The 19,562-nt window shown below is 64.7% G+C and carries 18 protein-coding genes; 11 read left to right on the forward strand and 7 right to left on the reverse strand.

The window, feature by feature from the left end; translation table 11 throughout:
• Positions 1-37: 37 nt before the first annotated feature.
• The 6 genes from CP958_RS22215 (at position 38) to CP958_RS22240 (ending at position 7,376) form a co-directional block, all read left to right on the forward strand.
• A complete protein-coding gene (locus tag CP958_RS22215; protein WP_096704387.1) occupies positions 38-856 on the forward strand; it encodes an enoyl-CoA hydratase family protein in 819 nt (272 codons plus the stop codon).
• A 104-nt stretch (positions 857-960) separates the two neighbouring features.
• Positions 961-2,145: an acyl-CoA dehydrogenase family protein gene (locus CP958_RS22220; RefSeq protein WP_096704388.1), complete on the forward strand. Its 1,185-nt coding sequence runs from the start codon at positions 961-963 to the stop codon at positions 2,143-2,145.
• A complete protein-coding gene (locus CP958_RS22225; RefSeq protein ID WP_197706443.1) occupies positions 2,142-2,927 on the forward strand; it encodes an SDR family NAD(P)-dependent oxidoreductase in 786 nt (261 codons plus the stop codon). Before CP958_RS22220 ends, CP958_RS22225 begins: the two co-directional genes overlap by 4 nt.
• 140 nt (positions 2,928-3,067) lie before the next feature.
• Positions 3,068-3,745, forward strand: coding sequence for a TetR/AcrR family transcriptional regulator (locus tag CP958_RS22230; RefSeq protein ID WP_096704389.1), 678 nt, complete (start codon positions 3,068-3,070; stop codon positions 3,743-3,745).
• Positions 3,746-3,797: 52 nt separating this feature from the next.
• Complete coding sequence (parC, locus tag CP958_RS22235; protein WP_096704390.1) at positions 3,798-6,020, forward strand: DNA topoisomerase IV subunit A; 2,223 nt, start codon at positions 3,798-3,800, stop codon at positions 6,018-6,020.
• Positions 6,021-6,281: 261 nt separating this feature from the next.
• Positions 6,282-7,376, forward strand: coding sequence for a TRAP transporter substrate-binding protein (locus CP958_RS22240; protein ID WP_096704391.1), 1,095 nt, complete (start codon positions 6,282-6,284; stop codon positions 7,374-7,376).
• A 48-nt stretch (positions 7,377-7,424) separates the two neighbouring features.
• Here the strand turns inward: CP958_RS22240 and CP958_RS22245 are convergent, their stop codons facing one another.
• From CP958_RS22245 to motA, 6 genes are all read right to left on the reverse strand, one after another.
• On the reverse strand, positions 7,425-8,891 hold the full coding sequence (locus CP958_RS22245; protein ID WP_096704392.1) for a TRAP transporter large permease subunit: 1,467 nt from the start codon (positions 8,889-8,891) through the stop codon (positions 7,425-7,427).
• Positions 8,888-9,451: a TRAP transporter small permease subunit gene (locus CP958_RS22250; protein ID WP_096704393.1), complete on the reverse strand. Its 564-nt coding sequence runs from the start codon at positions 9,449-9,451 to the stop codon at positions 8,888-8,890. The genes CP958_RS22245 and CP958_RS22250 overlap by 4 nt, the downstream gene beginning before the upstream one ends.
• Positions 9,452-9,591: 140 nt before the next feature.
• Complete coding sequence (locus CP958_RS22255; protein WP_096704394.1) at positions 9,592-10,314, reverse strand: arginyltransferase; 723 nt, start codon at positions 10,312-10,314, stop codon at positions 9,592-9,594.
• Positions 10,315-10,398: 84 nt separating this feature from the next.
• Positions 10,399-10,920, reverse strand: a complete 522-nt coding sequence (locus tag CP958_RS22260) for an RDD family protein (protein WP_096704395.1) — start codon at positions 10,918-10,920, stop codon at positions 10,399-10,401.
• Positions 10,921-10,929: 9 nt separating this feature from the next.
• On the reverse strand, positions 10,930-11,964 hold the full coding sequence (locus CP958_RS22265; protein WP_096704396.1) for a flagellar motor protein MotB: 1,035 nt from the start codon (positions 11,962-11,964) through the stop codon (positions 10,930-10,932).
• 19 nt (positions 11,965-11,983) lie between these two features.
• Positions 11,984-12,844 carry a flagellar motor stator protein MotA gene (gene motA, locus CP958_RS22270; RefSeq protein ID WP_096704397.1) on the reverse strand — a complete coding sequence of 287 codons (861 nt, stop codon included), beginning with the start codon at positions 12,842-12,844 and terminating at the stop codon, positions 11,984-11,986.
• A gap of 209 nt (positions 12,845-13,053) precedes the next feature.
• On the opposite strand from motA, the gene CP958_RS22275 reads away from it, so the two are divergent.
• A complete protein-coding gene (locus CP958_RS22275) occupies positions 13,054-13,557 on the forward strand; it encodes a flavin reductase family protein (RefSeq protein ID WP_096704398.1) in 504 nt (167 codons plus the stop codon).
• 161 nt (positions 13,558-13,718) lie between these two features.
• Here CP958_RS22275 and CP958_RS22280 read toward each other — a convergent pair whose 3' ends face one another.
• Positions 13,719-16,124: a penicillin acylase family protein gene (locus CP958_RS22280; protein WP_242443070.1), complete on the reverse strand. Its 2,406-nt coding sequence runs from the start codon at positions 16,122-16,124 to the stop codon at positions 13,719-13,721.
• Positions 16,125-16,272: 148 nt separating this feature from the next.
• Here CP958_RS22280 and mce point away from each other — a divergent pair, with 148 nt between their 5' ends.
• From mce to CP958_RS22300, 4 genes are all read left to right on the forward strand, one after another.
• Complete coding sequence (gene mce / locus CP958_RS22285) at positions 16,273-16,677, forward strand: methylmalonyl-CoA epimerase (protein ID WP_096704400.1); 405 nt, start codon at positions 16,273-16,275, stop codon at positions 16,675-16,677.
• Positions 16,678-16,746: 69 nt separating this feature from the next.
• Entirely contained in the window at positions 16,747-17,304 is a 558-nt protein-coding gene (locus CP958_RS22290) for a DNA-3-methyladenine glycosylase I (RefSeq protein WP_096704401.1), read from the forward strand.
• 202 nt (positions 17,305-17,506) lie between these two features.
• Positions 17,507-18,310 carry a hypothetical protein gene (locus CP958_RS22295; protein WP_141400615.1) on the forward strand — a complete coding sequence of 268 codons (804 nt, stop codon included), beginning with the start codon at positions 17,507-17,509 and terminating at the stop codon, positions 18,308-18,310.
• A 311-nt stretch (positions 18,311-18,621) separates the two neighbouring features.
• Positions 18,622-19,488, forward strand: a complete 867-nt coding sequence (locus CP958_RS22300; RefSeq protein ID WP_096704403.1) for a hypothetical protein — start codon at positions 18,622-18,624, stop codon at positions 19,486-19,488.
• The last annotated feature ends 74 nt before the right edge of the window (positions 19,489-19,562 follow it).

The following is a 19,562-nucleotide window of genomic DNA, read 5'->3' on the forward strand; positions in this document are numbered from 1 at the left end:
GGCCCCCTTCGCAACATCGAGACAAGAGGACAATCCCATGCGTAAGTTCAAGGCAGCCGAGTACAAGGCCACCCATTTCGACTGGAAAGTGGACGGCAAGGTGGCGACGCTCACCCTCAACCGTCCTGACAGAAAAAATCCGCTGACCTTTGATTCTTATGGCGAACTCCGTGATCTGTTCGAGAACATGGTCTATGCCGACGACGTCAAGGCGGTGGTCGTCACCGGTTCGGGCGGCAATTTCTGCTCGGGCGGCGACGTGCACGAGATCATCGGCCCGCTGACCAAGATGGACATGCCCGAGCTGCTGGAATTCACCCGCATGACCGGCGACGCGGTGCGCGCCATGCGCAATGCGCCCCAGCCGATCATCGCCGCCATCGACGGCATCTGCGCCGGTGCCGGTACCATGCTGGGCTGCGCCTCGGACATCCGCCTGGGCACCGCGCGCTCCAAGGTGGCCTTCCTGTTCGTCCGTGTCGGTCTGGCCGGCGCCGACATGGGCGCCTGCACCCTGCTGCCCCGCCTGATCGGCCTGTCGCGCGCCGCCGAGCTGCTTTACACCGGCCGTGCCATGGGTGGCGAGGAGGCCGAGCGCGTCGGCTACTACAACTCGCTCCATGCCCCGGAGGAACTGCTGGACGCCGCCAACAAGCTGGCCCACTCCCTGGCCACCGGCCCGACCTTCGGTCACGCCATGACCAAGAAGATGCTGTGGCAGGAATGGAACCACGGTCTGGGCGAGTGCATCGAGGCCGAGGCCCAGGCCCAGGCCATCTGCATGCAGACCAAGGACTTCGAGCGGGCCTATATCGCCTTCGCCAACAAGCAGGCGCCGATCTTCGAAGGCAACTAAGGTTCGAGCGAGTGAAACGAGCGCGGGAGCATTGAGCGGCCCGTAGCGCAGCGAAGGAGCCAAGGGGGCAGAAGCCCCCGCCCGGCGCCTGAGGGAAAAATACCATGAGTGATGCCACGTTCCTCGACTGGCCCTTTCTCGACGAGTCCCACCGCGCGTTCGCCGCGTCGCTTGAGGACTGGGCCAACACCATCCTCCCAGGGGTGTGTCCCGAGGACGAGGCGCATGGCCCCGCCATGGACCAGACCGCCCGACGCCTGGTAACGGCTCTGGGAAAGGCGGGGTTCCTGCGGGCGGCCATTCCGGCCGCCCATGGCGGGCGGGCCAAGGATTTCGATGTGCGGGCGCTTTGCCTGGGCCGCGAAATCCTGGCCCGCCACGCCGGTCTTGCCGATTTCGCCTTCGCCATGCAGGGGTTGGGCAGTGCCGCCATCACCCTGTTCGGCAACCAGGAGCAACAGGCCCGCTACCTGCCCAAGGTGGGAACGGGCGAATCCATCGCCGCCTTCGCCATTTCCGAGGCCGACGCCGGCTCGGACGTGGGGGCCATGAGCACCAGGGCGGTTCCGGACGGTGACCATTACGTCATCGACGGTGCCAAGACCTGGATTTCCAATGCCGGGCTGGCCGATTTCTATACCGTCTTTGCCCGTATCGGCGACGAGCCGGGGGCCAAGAATCTGGTGGCCTTCGTGGTGGATGCCGATACGCCCGGCCTGTCGGTCTCCGAGCGTATCGACGTCATCGCGCCCCACCCCCTGGGCTCGCTCAGGTTCGAGAACATGCGGGTGCCGGCCGCCAATATGCTGGGCAAGCCCGGCGACGGCTTCAAGGTGGCCATGAGCGTGCTGGACGTGTTCCGCACCACGGTTGGCGCCGCCGCCCTGGGCTTCGCGCGGCGTGCCATGGACGAGGCGGTTTCCCGTTCGCTGAAGCGCAAGGCCTTCGGCTCCAAGCTGGCCGATTTCCAACTGATTCAGGCCAAGATCGCCGATATGGCGGTGGCGGTGGACACCTCGGCCCTGCTGATCTACCGCTCGGCATGGACCAAGGATACCAAGGGTGGCCGCGTCACCCGCGAGGCCTCCATGGCCAAGCTGTGGGCCACCGAGCAGGCCCAGATGGTCATCGATCAGGCGGTGCAGATCTGGGGCGGCCTGGGGGTGATCAGCGGCATGACGGTGGAACAACTCTACCGCGAGATCCGTGCCTTGCGTATCTATGAAGGCACCAGCGAGATCCAGAAGCTGGTGATCGCCTCCAAGGTTTACGAAGGATTGAGCCCATGATGGGTGACGCAAGGCCGCTGGCCGGCCGACACGCTCTGGTTACCGGCGGCGGGCGGGGCATCGGCGCCGCCATCGCCCGCCAGATGCTGGCCCTGGGGGCCGCCGTCACCATCACCGGCCGCGATGCCGGCCGGCTGGACAAGGCCGCCGGCGACATGGCCGGGCTCGGCCGGGCCCAGGGCATCGCCGTGGACGTCAACGACGCCCAGGCCATTCAGTCCGGCTTCGCCCAGGCCGCCCAAACCTTCGGTCCCATCGCCGTCCTGGTCAACAATGCCGGTATCGCCAAGGCGGCGCCCTTTGCCAAAACCGATCTGTCCCTGTGGAACGATATCCTGCGTACCGACCTGACCGGTGCCTTTCTCTGCACCCAGGCGGCGCTTCCCGACATGCTGAAGGCGGGCTGGGGCCGGGTGGTCAACGTGGCTTCGACGGCGGGGCTGACCGGGATGGCCTATTGCGCCGCCTATTGCGCCGCCAAGCATGGGCTGATCGGCATGACCCGCGCCCTGGCGGTGGAACTGGCCGCCAAGCCGGTGACCGTCAACGCCGTCTGCCCCGGCTATACCGAGACGGATATCGTCGAGGAAACCATCGCCAATATCGTCGCCAAGACCGGTAGGACGCGCCAGGACGCGCTGGCCCAACTGGTGGCCGCCAACCCGCAGCAGCGCCTGATCAAGCCGGAAGAGGTGGCCGAGGCGGTGGCCTGGCTGTGCCTGCCCGGTTCGTCCGCCATCACCGGCCAAAGCATCGCCGTGGCGGGCGGGGAGTTGATGTAGGGATTGACGGGCGGGTAGGGGCGGAGTAGTCGGGAACGCAGATTTCCCCGACATCGTCATGCCCGGACTTGATCCGGGCATCCATGGATTGCCGGGTCGAGCCCGGCAATGACGGGCATATGGGAAGGGCGGAACGCTGAATGGACAACAAGCCGGGTACGGTTCACGACGTCAAGGCCCAGGTCAGCGACGAGGCGCTGGTCACCCGGCGGCGCGGCCAGATCATCGCGGCGGCGGTGGAGCTGTTCTCGCATCAGGGCTTCTACCGCACCACCATCCAGGACGTGGCCAAGAAGGCGGGCGTCTCCGCCGGGCTGATCTACCAGTACGTCAGCGACAAGGAGGACGTGCTGCTGCTCGCCCTGCTGTCGGTGCTGGAATCCTATAAGCACGAGATTCCGGCGGCGCTGGAGGGGCTTTCCGACCCGCTGGAGCGTTTCCAGGCGGCCATCCGCGCCTATTGCCGGGTGGTGGACCAACGGCGCGAGGCCACGGTTCTCGCCTATCGCTCCACCAAATCGCTGCCCGACGATCGCCGCCAGTTGATCAAGGATTGCGAGATCGAGACCAACGGCATGATCGCCGCCTGTCTGTCCGACTGCATCCGGTGCGGGCTGATGCGCGAGGTCAACGTGGAACTGGTGACCTACCAGCTGGTCACCTTCGCCCATAGCTGGGCACTGAAGCACTGGCGCCTCAAGGATCAGTGCGACCTGGAGGAATACGTGGCCGAGGGCCTCGATTTCTTCGCCCATGCCCTGCTGACGCCCAAGGGCTGGCGGCAGTGGAAAAGGATGGCGGACGCCACGACCGGTTGACCCTCCCGCTGCATCGGGTACTATATCTGGCCTTAAAAGCCAGAGGATTGTAATGACCAAGCCCGCCGTTACCGGCGATATCCGCGACACGCCGCTCGCCGAGGCCCTGGGCGAGCGCTATCTCGCCTATGCCATGTCCACCATCGTGTCGCGCTCGCTGCCCGATGTGCGCGACGGGTTGAAGCCGGTGCACCGCCGTCTGCTGTTCGCCATGCGCCAGTTGAAGCTGGACCCCAGCGGCGGCTTCAAGAAGTGCGCCCGCGTGGTCGGCGACGTCATCGGTAAGTACCATCCCCACGGCGACGTGGCGGTCTACGATACCCTGGTGCGTCTGGCCCAGGACTTCGCCGTCCGCTATCCCCTGGTGGAGGGGCAGGGCAATTTCGGCAATATCGACGGCGATAACGCGGCGGCCATGCGTTACACCGAGGCCAAGCTGACCGAGGTCGCCGCCGCCCTGATGGAAGGCCTGGACGAGGACAGCGTCGACTTCCGTCCCACCTATGACGGCACCGAGGAAGAGCCGGTGGTCATGCCGTCGGCGTTTCCCAACCTGCTGGCCAACGGCTCGGCCGGTATCGCGGTGGGCATGGCCACCAGCATCCCGCCCCACAACCTGGGCGAAATCTGCGACGCGCTGGATCACCTGATCGCCAAGCCCGATTGCGATGTGGACGAGCTGATCGCCCACATGCCCGGCCCGGACTTCCCCACCGGCGGCGTGCTGGTGGAGACCAGCGCGGCGATCACCGAGGCCTACCGCACCGGCAAGGGCGCCTTCCGGGTGCGGGCCAAGTGGGCGGTGGAAAAGCTGTCCCACGGCCTTTACCAGATCGTCATCACCGAGATTCCCTATCAGGTGCAGAAGGCCAAGCTGATCGAGAAGATCGCCGAGCTTCTGTCCGAGAAGAAGCTGCCCCTGCTGGCCGATATCAGGGATGAATCGGCCGAGGACATCCGTCTGGTGCTGGAGCCCAGGAACCGCACGGTCGAGGCCGAGCTGGTGATGGAGCAACTGTTCCGCCAGACCGACCTGGAATCGCGCTTCTCGCTCAACATGAACGTGCTGGACGCCACGTCGGTGCCGCGCGTCATGAACCTGAAGGAAGTGCTGCGCGCCTTTCTCGACCACCGCATGGTGGTGCTGGAGCGCCGTGCCCGCTTCCGCCTGGAGAAGATCGCCAAGCGGCTCGAGGTGCTGGAGGGCTTCCTCAAGGTCTATGCCGATCTGGACAAGGTCATCAAGATCATCCGCTTCGCCGACGAACCCAAGGCCGAGCTGATCAAGACCTTCAAGCTGTCCGAGGTGCAGGCCGAGGCCATCCTCAACATGCGCCTGCGCTCCCTGAACAAGCTGCAGGAACTGGAGATCAAGACCGAGCACGCCGAACTTTCGGCGGAAAAGGCCGATCTTGAGGCCCTGCTGGCCGATGAGGGGCGCCGCTGGGCCACCATCGCCGCCCAGAACGCCGAGACCCGCAAGGCCTTCGGCGGCGCCACCGCGCTCGGCAAGCGCCGCACCGAGCTGGGCGAGGCCCCTTCGTCCGTCGTGGTACCTATCGAGGCCTATGTGGAGCGCGAAGCCATCACCATGATCCTGTCCGAGAAGGGCTGGATCAGGGCGCTTAAAGGCCATTCCGACAATCCCGATGCCCTCAAGTTCAAGGAGGGCGATCAACTCGGGCATCTGCTCAAGGCGTGGACCACCGACAAGATCCTGGTCTTCGCCACCGACGGCCGCTTCTATACCATCGGCGGCGACAAGCTGCCGTCGGGGCGCGGTCATGGCGAGCCGCTGCGCCTGATGATCGATCTGGCCGGCGATGTGGATATCGCCGGCGTGATGGTCCACAAGCCCGGCCGCAAGCTGCTGGTGGCCACCAACTCGGATCGCGGTTTCGTGGTCGAGGAGAACGAAGTCCTGGCCCAGACGCGGGCGGGCAAGATGATCCTCAACTGCGGCCCCGGCGAAAAGGCCAAGTTCTGCCTGCCGTTCGAGGGCGACGCGGTGGCGGTGATCGGCGAGAACCGCAAGCTGCTGGTGTTCATGGCGGACGAAATCCCGGTGATGAGCCGGGGCAGGGGGGTGATCCTGCAGAAGTACCGTGACGGCGGCATGGCCGACATCAAGGTCTTCACCCTGGCCCAGGGCCTGACCTGGAACCTGGGCGACCGGGTGCGGACCGAGGCCGATCTTACCCCCTGGCTGGGCAAGCGCGCTTCGGTCGGCCGTCTGCCGCCCACCGGTTTCCCGCGTAACAACCGGTTCAGCTGAACACCTTCTAAATCTCCAAGGTCCCGTCATGGCCGGGCTTGTCCCGGCCATCCACGCCTTTCCGGCGGCACCACGTGGATCGCCGGATCAAGTCCGGCGATGACGAAGGTGAGGGAGGTCGCAAGACCATTCACCGGGTGTACCCGACCGGCCGATTGCGGTTTTCCGAAATGGCCGGTCGCGTTGCGTCCCCCTTGCATTGGTGTAGGATAATTTCCACCTGAACCGGATCAACCGGCGTGAATTTGGGAGGAGACTTTAATGCAGCGACGTAAATTTCTGACCGGAGCGGCCGTGGGAGCCGCCGCCGCATCGACCACGATCGCGGCCCCGGCCATCGCGCAGAGCATGCCCGAGATCAAGTGGCGCCTGGCGTCCAGCTTCCCCAAGAGCCTGGACACCATCTACGGTGCCGGTGAAGTGCTGGCGAAAAGGGTGGCCGAGGCCACCGACGGCAAGTTCCAGATCCGCGTGTTCGCCGGCGGCGAAATCGTTCCCGGTCTGCAGGTGCTGGATGCCGTGCAGAACGGCACCGTCGAATGCGGCCATACCGTCAGCTATTACTATGTGGGCAAGGACGCCACCTTCGGCTTCGACGCCTCCATGCCGTTCGGCGCCAATACCCGCCAGCAGAACTCCTGGCTGTATCATGGCGGCGGCCTCCAGCTGATGCGTGAGTTCTTCGGCAAGTACAACATCGTCAACTTCCCCTGCGGCAATACCGGCACCCAGATGGGCGGCTGGTTCCGCAAGGAGATCAAGACGGTCGACGACCTCAAGGGCCTCAAGTTCCGCATCGGCGGCTATGCCGGCAAGGTGCTGACCAAGCTGGGCGTGGTGCCGCAGCAGATCGCCGGCGGCGATCTCTATCCCGCCCTGGAGAAGGGCACCATCGACGCCGCCGAGTGGGTCGGCCCCTATGACGACGAGAAGCTGGGCTTCAACAAGGTTGCCCCCTACTACTACTACCCCGGTTGGTGGGAAGGCGGTCCCTGCGTCTCGGCCCTGGTCAACAAGGCGGAATGGGAAAAGCTGCCCAAGCATTACAAGGCGGTGTTCGAGGCGGCGGCGGCCGAGGCCAATATGGACATGAGCGCCAAGTACGACGTGCTCAATCCTCCGGCCCTGAAGCGCCTGATCGGTGCCGGCACCCAGCTGCGCCCGTTCTCCAAGGACATCATGCTGGCCTGTTACAAGGCGGCCCAGGAGACCTATGCCGAGGAATGCGCGGTCAATCCCGCCTTCAAGAAGGTCTACGACCACTGGAACGCCTACCTGATCGAGCAGCGTTCCTGGTTCAGCGTCGCCGAAGCCGGCTTCGACAACTTCATGCTCTACGGCATTCCCAAGAAGTAGGGCTCTCCATAAGGAAAGCCCCGGAACCTTGCGGTTCCGGGGCTTTTTTCATTTGGCCTCGGCGTCCGGCTGGCCGTACATGCCGCCACCGTATTCACCCTGGGGCACCTCGATCTGGATTTTCGAGGTATCCACGGCGCTGGCCTTGTCGATTCCGCCGGTCACCAGATCGGGGAAGGTGATGACCAGACCGACCATGATGATCTGGATGATCACGAAGGGCACCGCGCCCCAGTAGATCTGGCCGGTGGTGATTTTCGGCGTCAGCTTGTTGGTGATCTTGTCCATGTAATCGGCCTTGGGGGCCACGCTGCGCAGGTAGAACAGCGCGAAGCCGAAGGGCGGGTGCATGAACGAGGTCTGCATGTTGACGCCCAGCAACACCCCGAACCAGATCAGGTCGATGCCCAGCTTCTCGGCCACCGGCCCCAGCAGGGGGACCAGGATGAAGGCCAGTTCGAAGAAGTCGAGGAAGAAGGCCAGCACGAACATCAGCACGTTGGTGACGACCAGAAAGCCCAGCTTGCCGCCCGGCAGGCTGCTCATCAGGTGTTCGACCCACAGGTCGCCGTTGACGCCGCGGAACACCAGGCCGAACACCGTGGACCCCACCAGGATGAACAGCACGAAGGATGACAGCTTGGCAGTGGTGTCCATGGCCTGACGCATCAGGTTCCAGTCCAGTTTACGCTTGGCCAGGGCGAGGATCATCGCCCCTGCCGCCCCCATGGCGCCGCCCTCCGTGGGGGTGGCGATGCCCAGGAAGATGGTGCCGAGCACCAGAAAGATCAGCACTAGGGGCGGCACCAGGGAGAAGATCACCCGGCTGAGCAGCGCAAAGCCCCGGAGCGAGCGGGCCTCGATCGGCAGGGCCGGGGCGAAGTCCGGCTTGATCAGGGTGACCAGGAAGATGTACCCGGCATAAAGGCCGGTCAGAACGAAGCCGGGGATGAAAGCGCCCTGGTACATGTCGCCCACCGAGCGGCCCAACTGGTCGGCCATGATGATGAGGACCAGCGACGGCGGGATGATCTGGGCCAGGGTGCCCGAGGCGGCGATGACGCCCGAGGCGATGCGGCGGTCATAGCCGTAGCGCAGCATGATGGGCAGCGAGATCAGCCCCATGGAGATCACCGAGGCCGCCACCACGCCGGTGGTCGCCGCCAGCAGGGCGCCGACGAAGATCACCGCATAGGCCAAACCGCCGCGAATGGGGCCGAACAGTTGGCCGATGGTGTCCAGCAGATCCTCGGCCATGCCCGATCGCTCGAGAATCAGGCCCATGAAGGTGAAGAACGGAATGGCCAGCAGGGTGTCATTGCGCATGATGCCGAACACGCGCTCCGGCAGCGCCTGGAACAGATGGGCGTTGAGCAGCCCCAGTTCGATGCCCACCAACCCGAAGATGATGCCGTTGGCGGCCAGCGCGAAGGCCACCGGGTAGCCGATCAGCAGGAAGAACACCAGCGCCGCGAACATCAGCGGCGCCATGTTGGCGATCAGGAATTGGGTCATACCGCTTCTCCGTCCGCCGCGGTGTGGTGGTGGTGGCCTTGATCACCGGGGTCGGGCAGGTCGCCGGTCAGGATGGCGATCTTCTTGATCAGTTCCGAGACGCCCTGGAGCATCAGCAGGCTGAAGCCCGCCGGGATCATCAGCTTGACCGGCCAGCGGACCAGGCCGCCCGCGTCGGACGACATCTCCATCATGGTGAAGGACTTCATGAACATGGGCCAGGACAGCGTCAGGATCAGCATGGCCATGGGGAACAGGAAGAGCAGGGTGCCCAGGATGTCGATCCATATCTGGGTGCGGCGCGACAGGCGGCCGGCGATGACGTCGATACGGATATGCTCGTTGCGCAGCAGGGTATAGCCGGAGCACAGCAGGAACACCGTCGCGAACAGGTACCACTGCACCTCGAGCCAGGCATTGGAACTGGTGGAGAAGATGTAGCGGATGGTGGCGTTGCCGGAACTGACGATCACCATGAGCAGGATCAGCCAATAGACGCTCCGCCCGACCCGTTCATTGATGCGGTCAATGAACGAACTGAGTGCCAGAAGTGGTTTCAACGCCGATTCCTCCCGTTCCCCTATGGATGCTCCCTGTCGAGCACGATGCGGGGTCCGGCTTATACGCCGTTTCCCCCGGAAATGATGGCATGGGCTCCCTGGGGGGGCCAATTGTGGACTTCCGAACCGGGGCCGGGCTTTTAAGCCTCCAGCAGCTTCCATCCGTCCGGACCGAAGGCCTCCAGCGGCTGGAAGCGGGTCTTGTAGGACATCTTGCGGCTCTCGGCGATCCAATAGCCGAGATAGACATAGGGCAGGCCCAGGCGATGCGCCTCCTCCACCAGCCACAGGACCATGAAGGTTCCCAGGCTGCGGGACGCCAGATCGGGGTCGAAGAAGGAATAGACCGCCGACAGGCCGTCGCTCATGCGGTCCGACAGGCAGGCGGCCGCCAGATTGCCCTCGGTATCGCGGAATTCGACGATGAAGGTGTCGATCGGACTGTCCTCGACCATGGAGCGATAATCGTAGAACCCCATCAGTGCCATGTCGCCGCCCGAATGCCGCGATTCCTGGTAGCGGGAGAACAGGCGGAACTGGTCGGCGGTGGCTCGGGCCGGCACCGCGCGGGCCACCAGCCCGCCATTGGCGCGCGCGACACGGCGCATGGTGCGGTCGGGCTCGAACTCTTCCGCGACGATGCGCACCGGAATGCAGGCCTTGCAGCCGGGACAGGCGGGGGTATAGGCGATGGAATGGCTGCGGCGGAATCCGGCGCGGGACAAGGCCTCGTGCAGGGTTTCGGCGTCGGTGCCGTTCAGTTCGGTGACGATCTTGCGCTCGAGGCGTCCAGACACGTACGGGCAGGGCAGGGGCGCCGTCGTGAAGAAGAAGTGCGGCCGTTTAAGCGGAAAATGATCCATGGAAACCCGTTACCCATAATCCCGGCTGAACCGTCCGGTTTCTCACATATAGGGGGCGGCGCCCGTCGCTGCCAGCCCCTTGATTCAGCCGCTCCATTGGGCCGGATCGTTGACCACCACCGTCCCGGCCAGCATGTCGTGCACGGTCCGCCGCCGGGGATTGAACAGGGCCACGCCCAAGATCAGCCAGCAGGTCACCGCCACCGAGCCATAGAAGCAGACGGTCTGGACGGCGGCCTGCAGCAGACTGGGGCGCCCGTTGTCGTCGAAGGCGTTGGCTCCCACCGACATCACCCGAATCCCGGCCGCCCGCATGCCCAAGGTGGCGGCGCGGGGGCCGCCGATGGTCAGGGTGTGGTAGGCGATGGGGGTGAGGGCGATCAGCAGCAGCATGACCGGCCACAGCAGGGTGAAGGTCAGGGCCCCCACGATGATCGCCGCGATCCACATCATGCCGAGCAGCAGGCCGACCACCACCAGATCGATGAGGTAGGCATAGATGCGCCGCGCGGTGATGCCCATGTAGTAGCGGGGCTGGCCCCAGGGATCATCCCATTCCGGCGTGTTGTCGATGATGCGGGAGAACGGGGTGGGCGGCATCGCCATGGCGGCCGCCTAGCGCTTGGCCGGAGGAGTGGTGCCCTTCATGGGAACCGACAGGGATTGGGAATCCACCGGCCCCAGGTCGTTCTCGCGCAGCAGGATGATGCTGATGCGGCGGTTGCGCAGGCCCTTGGGATCGTTCTTGTCCAGCGGCTCCTGGTCGGCGCGGCCGACGATGCGGTCGATGCGGCTTTCCGGCACGCCCGAGGCGATCAGCGCCCGGCGGCTGGCCAGGGCGCGGTCGGCGGACAATTCCCAGTTGGTGTAGCCGGAGGGGTCGCGGAAGGGAATGGCGTCGGTATGACCGGAAATGGCGATACGGTTGTCGGGCAATTGCTTGACCACGCGGGCCACCAGATCGAGCATGGCCCTGGTGTGGCCGTAAGGCGCGCTGGAGCCCGATGGGAACATGGCCAGGCCTTCCTGGTCGGTGATCTGGATGCGCAGGCCCTCGGGCGTGTTGTCCACCAGCATGGAGCCCTGGAACTGCTTCATCTCCGGAATGCCCTTCATGGCGCCTTCCAGCACTTCCTTGGCCTTGTCGAACTTCTGCTGTTCGCGCTGGGCCATGGCCTCCTTGAATTCCTGCTCGGACATGCCGGCGCGGTCCTTGCCCTGGCCGGCACCCTGTCCTTCGCCCTGACCCGCACCCTGGCCCGGCCCCAGATTGCTTTCACCCGGGTTCTCGGGCTCGAATTCCTTGGAGCCGGTCAAATCCTCGCCGCCCGGACCGATGGAGGCGGGGGGCAGGTGCTGCACCAGACTGGGAGACGAGGTGTTGGAGACCTGGGCACCCTCGCCGATCACCTTGCCGCCCAGCAGGCCGCCGGCGCCCGACGCGCTCTTGGAGGCCATGGTGGGGGCGAAGTAGTTGGACACGCCGGTCAACTGCTCCTCGGTGACGGCGTTGAGCAGCCACAGCAGCAGGAAGAAGGCCATCATGGCGGTCACGAAGTCGGCATAGGCCACCTTCCAGGCGCCGCCGTGATGGCCGCCGGCCACCTTCTTGACTCGCTTGATGATGATCTGCTGACCGCCTTCCGCCATGTCCAGCCGCTCCTATGGCTCAATCGGGAGGCAGGTTGGTGACGGTCTCTTCCAGCTCCTGGAAGGTCGGGCGCAGCTCGTCGGGCAGGATCTTGCGCGCGAACTCGATGGACACCTGGGGGGCGTAGCCCTGCATGTGTCCCAGCAGCCCGGCCTTGATGGCCAGGAAGTAGTAATGGTCGGAATCGAAGCATAGCTGCATATTGCGGGCGATGGGCGCCACGAAGGCGTACGAGATCAGCACGCCCGAGAAAGTGCCCACCAGCGCCGCGCCGATCAGGTGGCCCAGCACCTCCGGCGGCTCGGTGATGGAGCCCATGGTGTGAATCACGCCCAGCACCGCGGCCACGATGCCCAGCGCCGGCATGGCGTCACCCATCAGGTTCACCGCGTGGGCGATCTCGTGATAATGCTTGTGATGGGCTTCCAGCTCGCCGTCGATGATGGATTCAAGCTCGTGGGCGTTGCTGGTGCCCAGCGTCAGCAGCCGCAGGTAGTCGCAGAAGAAGGTGCGGGTGTGGTGGTCGGAGCTGAACTTGGGGAACTTGCCGAACAGCGGGCTCTCGTCCGGCTTTTCAACGTGGCTTTCCAGGGCCAGATCGCCCTTGGTCTTGGCCAGCTTGAACACGGCGTACAGCACCGACAGCAGTTCGATGTAGTCGTCCTTGCCGTGATGGGCGCCCTTGAACACCAGACCGATATTCTTGGCGATGCCGACGATGGTAGATTTCGGATTGCCCAGCAGCATGGACCCGGCTGCCGCGCCGATGATGATCAACCATTCGAAGGGCTGGAACAGAACGCTGAGATGGCCGCCTGGCGCAGCATAACCGCCGATGACGCTGACGAATGTCACGACGATGCCGATGATTGCGAACATTCACTTCCCCTGGAGGCCATCCCAACGGGGACGGGCAGATCATCTCCTTACCACGGAGAATGCTATAATTCCTGCTCTATGTCTTGAGTCAACTGCCTTGTCGTGATGAAAAGCGTCTCTTTTCCGCTGTCAAGGGTAATGGCACATTTGACCTGGACGGTAGGACGCCTTTAAATTCGATTCCCGCCTCCAGTGATGCCGAGCCATTCATGTCCCTTGACCCCCGTTCTTTTCGTAAGACTTTGGGCTGTTTCGCTTCCGGCGTTACGGTGATCACCACTTTGACTCCCAACGCCAAGGAGCCGGTGGGCGTTACCGTCAGCGCGTTCAGCTCGCTGTCGCTCGACCCGCCGCTGGTGCTGTTCTGCCTGGGTAACAACACCTCCAGCATGGAGGCCTTCAAGACCTTCGGCCATTTCGCCATCAACATCCTGTCGGAACACCAGCGCGACCTGTCCATCCGCTTCGCCAGCCGGTCCGACGACAAGTGGCAGGGCGTCGTCCGGACCGAGTGGAACAGCGGCGTGCCGATCCTGTCGGGATGCCTGGCCAATCTTGAATGCTCGCTGGTCAACGTCATCGACGGCGGCGACCACCAGATCTTCGTCGGCAAGGTGGACAGGCTCAAGCACCAGGAGGGCGGCAGCCCGCTGGTCTATTTCCGCGGCAGCTACATGGACCCGGCTTCAGCGCGCCTCACCGACGTGGTGTAATCCCCGGCCACGCCCCTTCCATAGCGTGATGCCCAAAATGTGCATCACGCTATAGGCCTTATCATTGTCCCTCGCCGGGCGGGCGCCTCCGCGCCCTTGGCCGCGCCCTCAACGGCCGCTGGAGCGGCCCGCCTCATATTTGAGGCGCGCCGCTCTAACGTCTAACGTCCCCGTTCGAGAATCAGGACCGAGCGCTTGCTGTCCTGCCCGAAGCGGTAGAGGCGGTTGACGCTCCACGCCGGCAGCATGTCGCTGTAATGGCGTGACAGTGGATTGCCCGACTGGCCGGTGGCGATGACGAAGCGGCTGTCGGCCAGATCGGACAGGTCGAACACGGCCCGCAGCCCGGCTCCGTGAATCTGGGGGAAGCGGGTGGCGTTGTCCTCGACGCGATAGGCGGCGCGCGAGACGGTGAAGTCGTCACCGTCGGCGGGCACCTGCAGATCGGCCATTCCGCCCAGCAGGGGAACCTTGCCCAGGATGGGATGCTCGAAGCGGGCCGGATGGGCGGCGCCCCACCGCCACTTCTTCATGTCGTTGCCCCAGGTGGTATCCAGATCGGCCAGGGCCTTGTCCAGGCTGCGCTCGATCAGCTCGTCGCAGCTTTCCGCCTCGGGGGTGTCGACATTGTCGCACCAATGGCGCCGCCGGGTCAGGATATCCACCAGAACCTGGGGGCGGACCCGCTCGAAGGCCTGGAACGAGTCCTTCAGTTCGTCGGCCAGGATGGCGCGGTTAAGGCGATTGAGCCAGGCGGCGAAGATCAGCGGCTCGGCACGGTCGCGGTCGGCCTTGCCGTCCCACTCGGCGATCTTTTGGGCCACTTCGCGCGAACGCTGGTTCCTGAACTCCACGCCGGTCATCAGTTCCTTGATCTCGACGGCCTGCAGCGACACCGAATCGGCCTGGATGGCCATCATGTCCTCGATGGTCAGGCCGCGGCGCTCGCCCAGCAGGTCGCGGATGCGGGTGGCGCGGTAGCCTTCGGACCAGGTGGCGGAAATCAGGTAGGGGTACTTGTCGCCCACCACCTTGTTGTTGGCGTTGACCACCACGCCGGATTTGGGATTGAGGCTCTGGGGCAGCTTGGCGAAGGGCACCCAGCCGGTCCAGTCGCCCTCGCCGGTCCAGCCGCGCATGGGGACGGTGCCGTTGCCCGATTTGCGGATGGGAATGCGCCCGGCGGTAAAGAAGCCCAGATTGCCGCTCGTATCGGCATAGGCGATGTTCAGGACAGGTGCCTGCACGTCCTTGACCGCCTTGGTGAAGCCGGTCCAGTCGGTGGCCTGGTTCAGCAGGAGAAGGGCCTGGACGCTGGTGTCGCCCTGGCCGAGCGCCGTGGCGGCCATGCTCACCACTTCGTCCTTGCCGGCGACGCCCTGGGCGAGAAGATCGGAAATCACCGGCCCGTGGCGGGTCTCGCGCACGGTCAGCACCTCATCCGGCTTGCCCTTGACCCGGATGGTCTCGGTGCGGGTGAGGAAAGGGCGGTTGCCGTCGGCGGCGCGATAACCGGATTCGCCCGCCAGCTTCTCCACGAACAGATCGACGGTGTCGGCCTGGGTGGCGGTGAAGCTCCAGGCGATGTGGCCGTTATGCCCGATCAGGTGGAAGGGCAGGCCGGGAACGGTGGCGCCCGCCAGCTTGAGATCGGGGGCTTCCAGTTCCGCCAGATACCACAGGATGGGTGCGCGGAACCCCAGATGAGGGTCGCCGGCCAGCAGCGGCTTGCCCGAACGGGTGCGGGCCCCGCCGACCGCCCAGACGTTGGAGGCCGGGGTGGGGCGAACGGTATCGGGGGGCAGGTCCAGCAGCGCCTTGCCGCCCTCGGGCGACAGGGTTACCGGCGCATCGGCGGGATAGGCGGGGAACAGTTCCTGCAGCCGCTTGGCATCCAGGGTGCGGGCCAGCCGGGCCCGCAGGATGTCGTCCTGCCAGTTGCCGGTCAGCGTCATGGCCATGATCTTCTGCCAGACCATGGAATCGGCCATGGTCCACGGCTCGGGCTTGACGCCGAGGATGGTGAACTCGGGCGGCAGGCGGTGGGTGTTGTAGGACATCCAGGCGTTGACGCCGTCGGCATAGGATTGCAGCGCCGACCGCGTCGGGTCCGACAGCGCCCCCAGCGATTGCTCGGCGGCCCGGTAGAGTCCAAGGGTGCGCATGTAGCGGTCGCTGGCCAGGCCCGGCTCGCCGACGATCTCGGCCAGCCGCCCGGCGCCCAGGCGGCGCTGGGCCTCCATCTGCCACATGCGGTCCTGGGCATGGACCCAGCCCATGGCGAAATAGGCGTCGTGCCGGGTCTCGGCGACGATCTTGGGAATACCGACGCTGTCGCGGGTGATGGTGGTCTTCAACTGGATGCCGGCGACCGGATGGCGGCCGTCGATGCGCGGCAACGACCCCATGGCTACCACGAACAGGGCGGAGAAACCGAGGAGGAGAACCAGGGCGATCCCATTGACCACCTTGGCCCAGGTGGACATGGAATCGCCGATATGCGCGAAATCCTGGGCGCCCGGCTTGTCCTCGGCCGTGTTTTCATTCGTCGCGGCGTTTTCCGGCACGGCCTCGCCCCCACATCCCCAATTCAGGCGCAGCCTCTTCCTAACCCGCTGCGGGTCATGAGTAAAGGCCGCATCGCCTTTGGCCGGGACGCAGCGGGCATGGTATAGGTGTCGGCGATGTATTTTTTCAGCAAGGACGAGGAATCCGATGATCGGTAAGTTGAACCATGTCGCCATCGCCGTGCCCGATCTGGCCGCCGCCACCGCGCTCTACCGTGACACGCTGGGTGCCAAGGTTTCCGACCCGGTGCCGCAGCCGGCCCACGGCGTGACGGTGGTGTTCGTGGAATTGCCCAACACCAAGGTGGAACTGCTGCATCCCATGGGCGAAAAGTCGCCCATCGCCGGTTTCCTCGAGAAGAATCCGTCCGGCGGCATCCACCACATCTGCTATGAGGTCGAGGACATCCTGGCGGCGCGCGACAAGCTGAAGGCCACCGGCGCCCGCGTCCTGGGCGACGGCGAGCCCAAGATCGGCGCCCATGACAAGCCGGTGCTGTTCCTGCATCCCAAGGACTTCAACGGTACCCTGGTGGAATTGGAACAGGCGTAGCGCCCAACCAAACCCTACTCGGCCACGCGGGGTTGGCGGGGCGGCCGCGTGGCCGAGGAGAAATGATCCATGAGTTGGTATTGCGATGTCGCGCCGGGCCACCCCTTCCACGGCCCTTACCACGACCGGGAATACGGCTTTCCGCTCACCGACGAGCGCGGATTGTTCGAGCGCCTTTGCCTGGAGATCTTCCAGGCCGGCCTGTCCTGGCTGATCGTGCTCAAGAAGCGCCCCTCCATGGTGGCGGCCTTCGACGGCTTCGAGGTGGACAAGGTCGCCGCCTATGGCGAGGCCGACCTGCAGCGCCTGCTGAATGACGCCGGCATCATCCGCAACCGCCGCAAGCTGGACGCCATCATCGAGAACGCCCGCCGCCTTCGGGCGCTGCGGGCCCGCGAAGGCAGCTTCGCCGCCTGGATCGAGCGGCACCATCCGCTGACCAAGGACGGCTGGGTCAAGCTGTTCAAGGCGAATTTCGTCTTCATGGGCGGCGAGGTGGTCAACGAATTCCTGATGAGCATCGGCTACCTGCCCGGCTCCCATCGCGAGGATTGCCCGGTTTGCCAGTGCCTGAACGGCTTGGATGTGCCGTGGAAAAAGGTGGGGGAGGCTTTCTATTCTAAATAGGATGCCGGTGGGCTGTAAACGAAGTGTGTCAATAATGTTATTGTGGATAAATGAATGCCTGGAGACGCAGGTTGTTTCCGAGTTGTGGCTGCATATCGGCTTTGCGTAATCTGTGGATTCATAATTTGTAATTAGTATTGAGTGACGCTTTGCCTGTGCCTATAGTTCTCCCGTGGGCGACACTATCCGGGTGGGGGTGGCGATGTCTGAGAACGATCTTGGGTCACGATGCCGGAACACGGCCGGGACCGTCGTCAGGGTCTTTGCCGGCTTGCTGGAGGAACAGGCGGTCGGCGGTCAGGTTTCGGTGGATGTCATCCGGCGGACCTGTACGGTGGTCGGCGGGACCGGCGAGATTCTCGATGATCTCTATGCCAGCAGCGAGCGGTCCTGCCAGGACATCTTCGCCCTGCGGCAGGTGGACGGCCAGCGGACCAACTATATCGGCCGGATCGTCACCAAGACCTTTTCCCATGTGCTGGACGACCGTTCGTCGGGGATCACCCGGTCCCATCTCGGCCGCTTCTTCACGGCGCTGCGCATGATCCTGGGGGAGGAGGTCTACGACGATCTCCAGTCACGTTGCGCCGCCATCGCGGCGGAGGTGTCGCGGGGAGACGACGGCGTTACCCGGTGGGAGGCGTTCTATCACCATCCCGACGTCATGCTGATCCGCGAGCGCGTGCTGGTGTCCATCGCCCGGACCTTCCGGCGTTTCGAGCCGCGCAAGGACTGGCTGATGATCGTCATGAACTCGTCGCCGGGCAGCCGCTCCATCGGCGGCAGCGCCTTCGTGACCGCCGCGCAGGGCAAGCGCGGCGCCGACGAATTCGGCGATGCCAAGTTCCTGCTGGTATTCGACGCCCTGTTCGCCTCTTGCGCCCCCAAGGCCATGGACGATGCCCAGCGCGCCGAGTTTCTGTCGCGCTGGCAGGTGGCGCCGGAAGCGGTGTTCGGGCCGATCCTGTCGGAACTGGCCCGCTTGCGCGCCCGTCTGGCGGCCTGATCGCGCACGATCCGAAAACGGAAACGGCAGGATCGCCTTTGGCGATCCTGCCGCATCCTACGTTCCTGGCCTCGGCCTTTCGGCGGACCTGGGACACGTTCCTCCCGACACTCAAGCCGCTTTGGCGCAACCGTTATCGGATGTCTTGCTCGTTTGCCGAGCTTGAGGAGCACTTTACGAAATATTCTGGCGGCCGTCACCCCATTTCTTTGTGAACATTTCGTAAATGCGAGTGGCTGCGAAAGTCTTGAAGGCGGGCGGCGGGGGGCGCATCGTGGTGGTAATACCGTCCCACCGTTCGGAGCCGGGCCATGCGCCGTTTCGTGTTTCTGTCCGCCGCCCTTTGCCTTTCCTCCACCGCCGCCATGGCGCAAGGGCAGGGGGCAACCGCATCGTCCGGTCCCATGGTCATCACCATTTCCAGGCTGGATTGCTCGCGGGTGATCCAGCACACGCCGGCCGCCGACGTGGCCTACAAACCCGGCGTCGACGTCCATGGCAAGCCGGTGGTCTCGGCCGATGCCGATCCGAAGCAGGCGGAATTCGCCAAGAAGATCCTGCCCGAGGTGCTGGAGATTCCCCTCACCATCAATCCGCTGACCTACAACAAGGCCAAGGCGGCCAACAAGAACAAGGCGGCAGCCGCCTCCGCCGTGGCGGCCAACACCCAGGCCATCACCACGGCCAAGGCCCAGGGAACCGCCCTGAACACCCAGCTCGGCACGCTCACGTCCCAGAAGACGGCGCTGACCAATACCTACAACGCCGACACGGCGGCGCTGATCGCCAATACCGGCGGGGCCGGGACGACGGATGCCGGGCTGTTGCGGGTCCGGGCGGCGCGGCAGTCGGCCATCGATTCCGCCTACAACGGCAAGCTCTCCACCATCAATTCGCAGATCACCTCGGTGAACTCGGCCATTACCGCCAACACCGCCTCGCTCACCAATCTGCAGGCGCAGGACACCACCTTGCGCCAGCAATATACCGACACCAACATGGCGACCGAGGGAACCCTGGCCGGGTTGTCGGCCAAGGGGCTGGATTCGACCCAGATGAAGCTGGGAACCATCAAATACGACATCGCCCGCAACATCTTCACCTTCAACGACGAGCCCCTGATGTCCGAGGACCAGCGCGCCCTGGCCGAAGCCTGCGCCAGGCGAGGGGTGAGGTAGCGGGGCGAGGGGCATCGGGTAGCGTTGCCAAGCCGGCCGCCATTGCCTATTGTCCCCGTCCAGGATTGATCCGC

Origin of the sequence: Magnetospirillum sp. 15-1 (assembly GCF_900184795.1) — a bacterium.
Classification (GTDB): domain Bacteria; phylum Pseudomonadota; class Alphaproteobacteria; order Rhodospirillales; family Magnetospirillaceae; genus Phaeospirillum.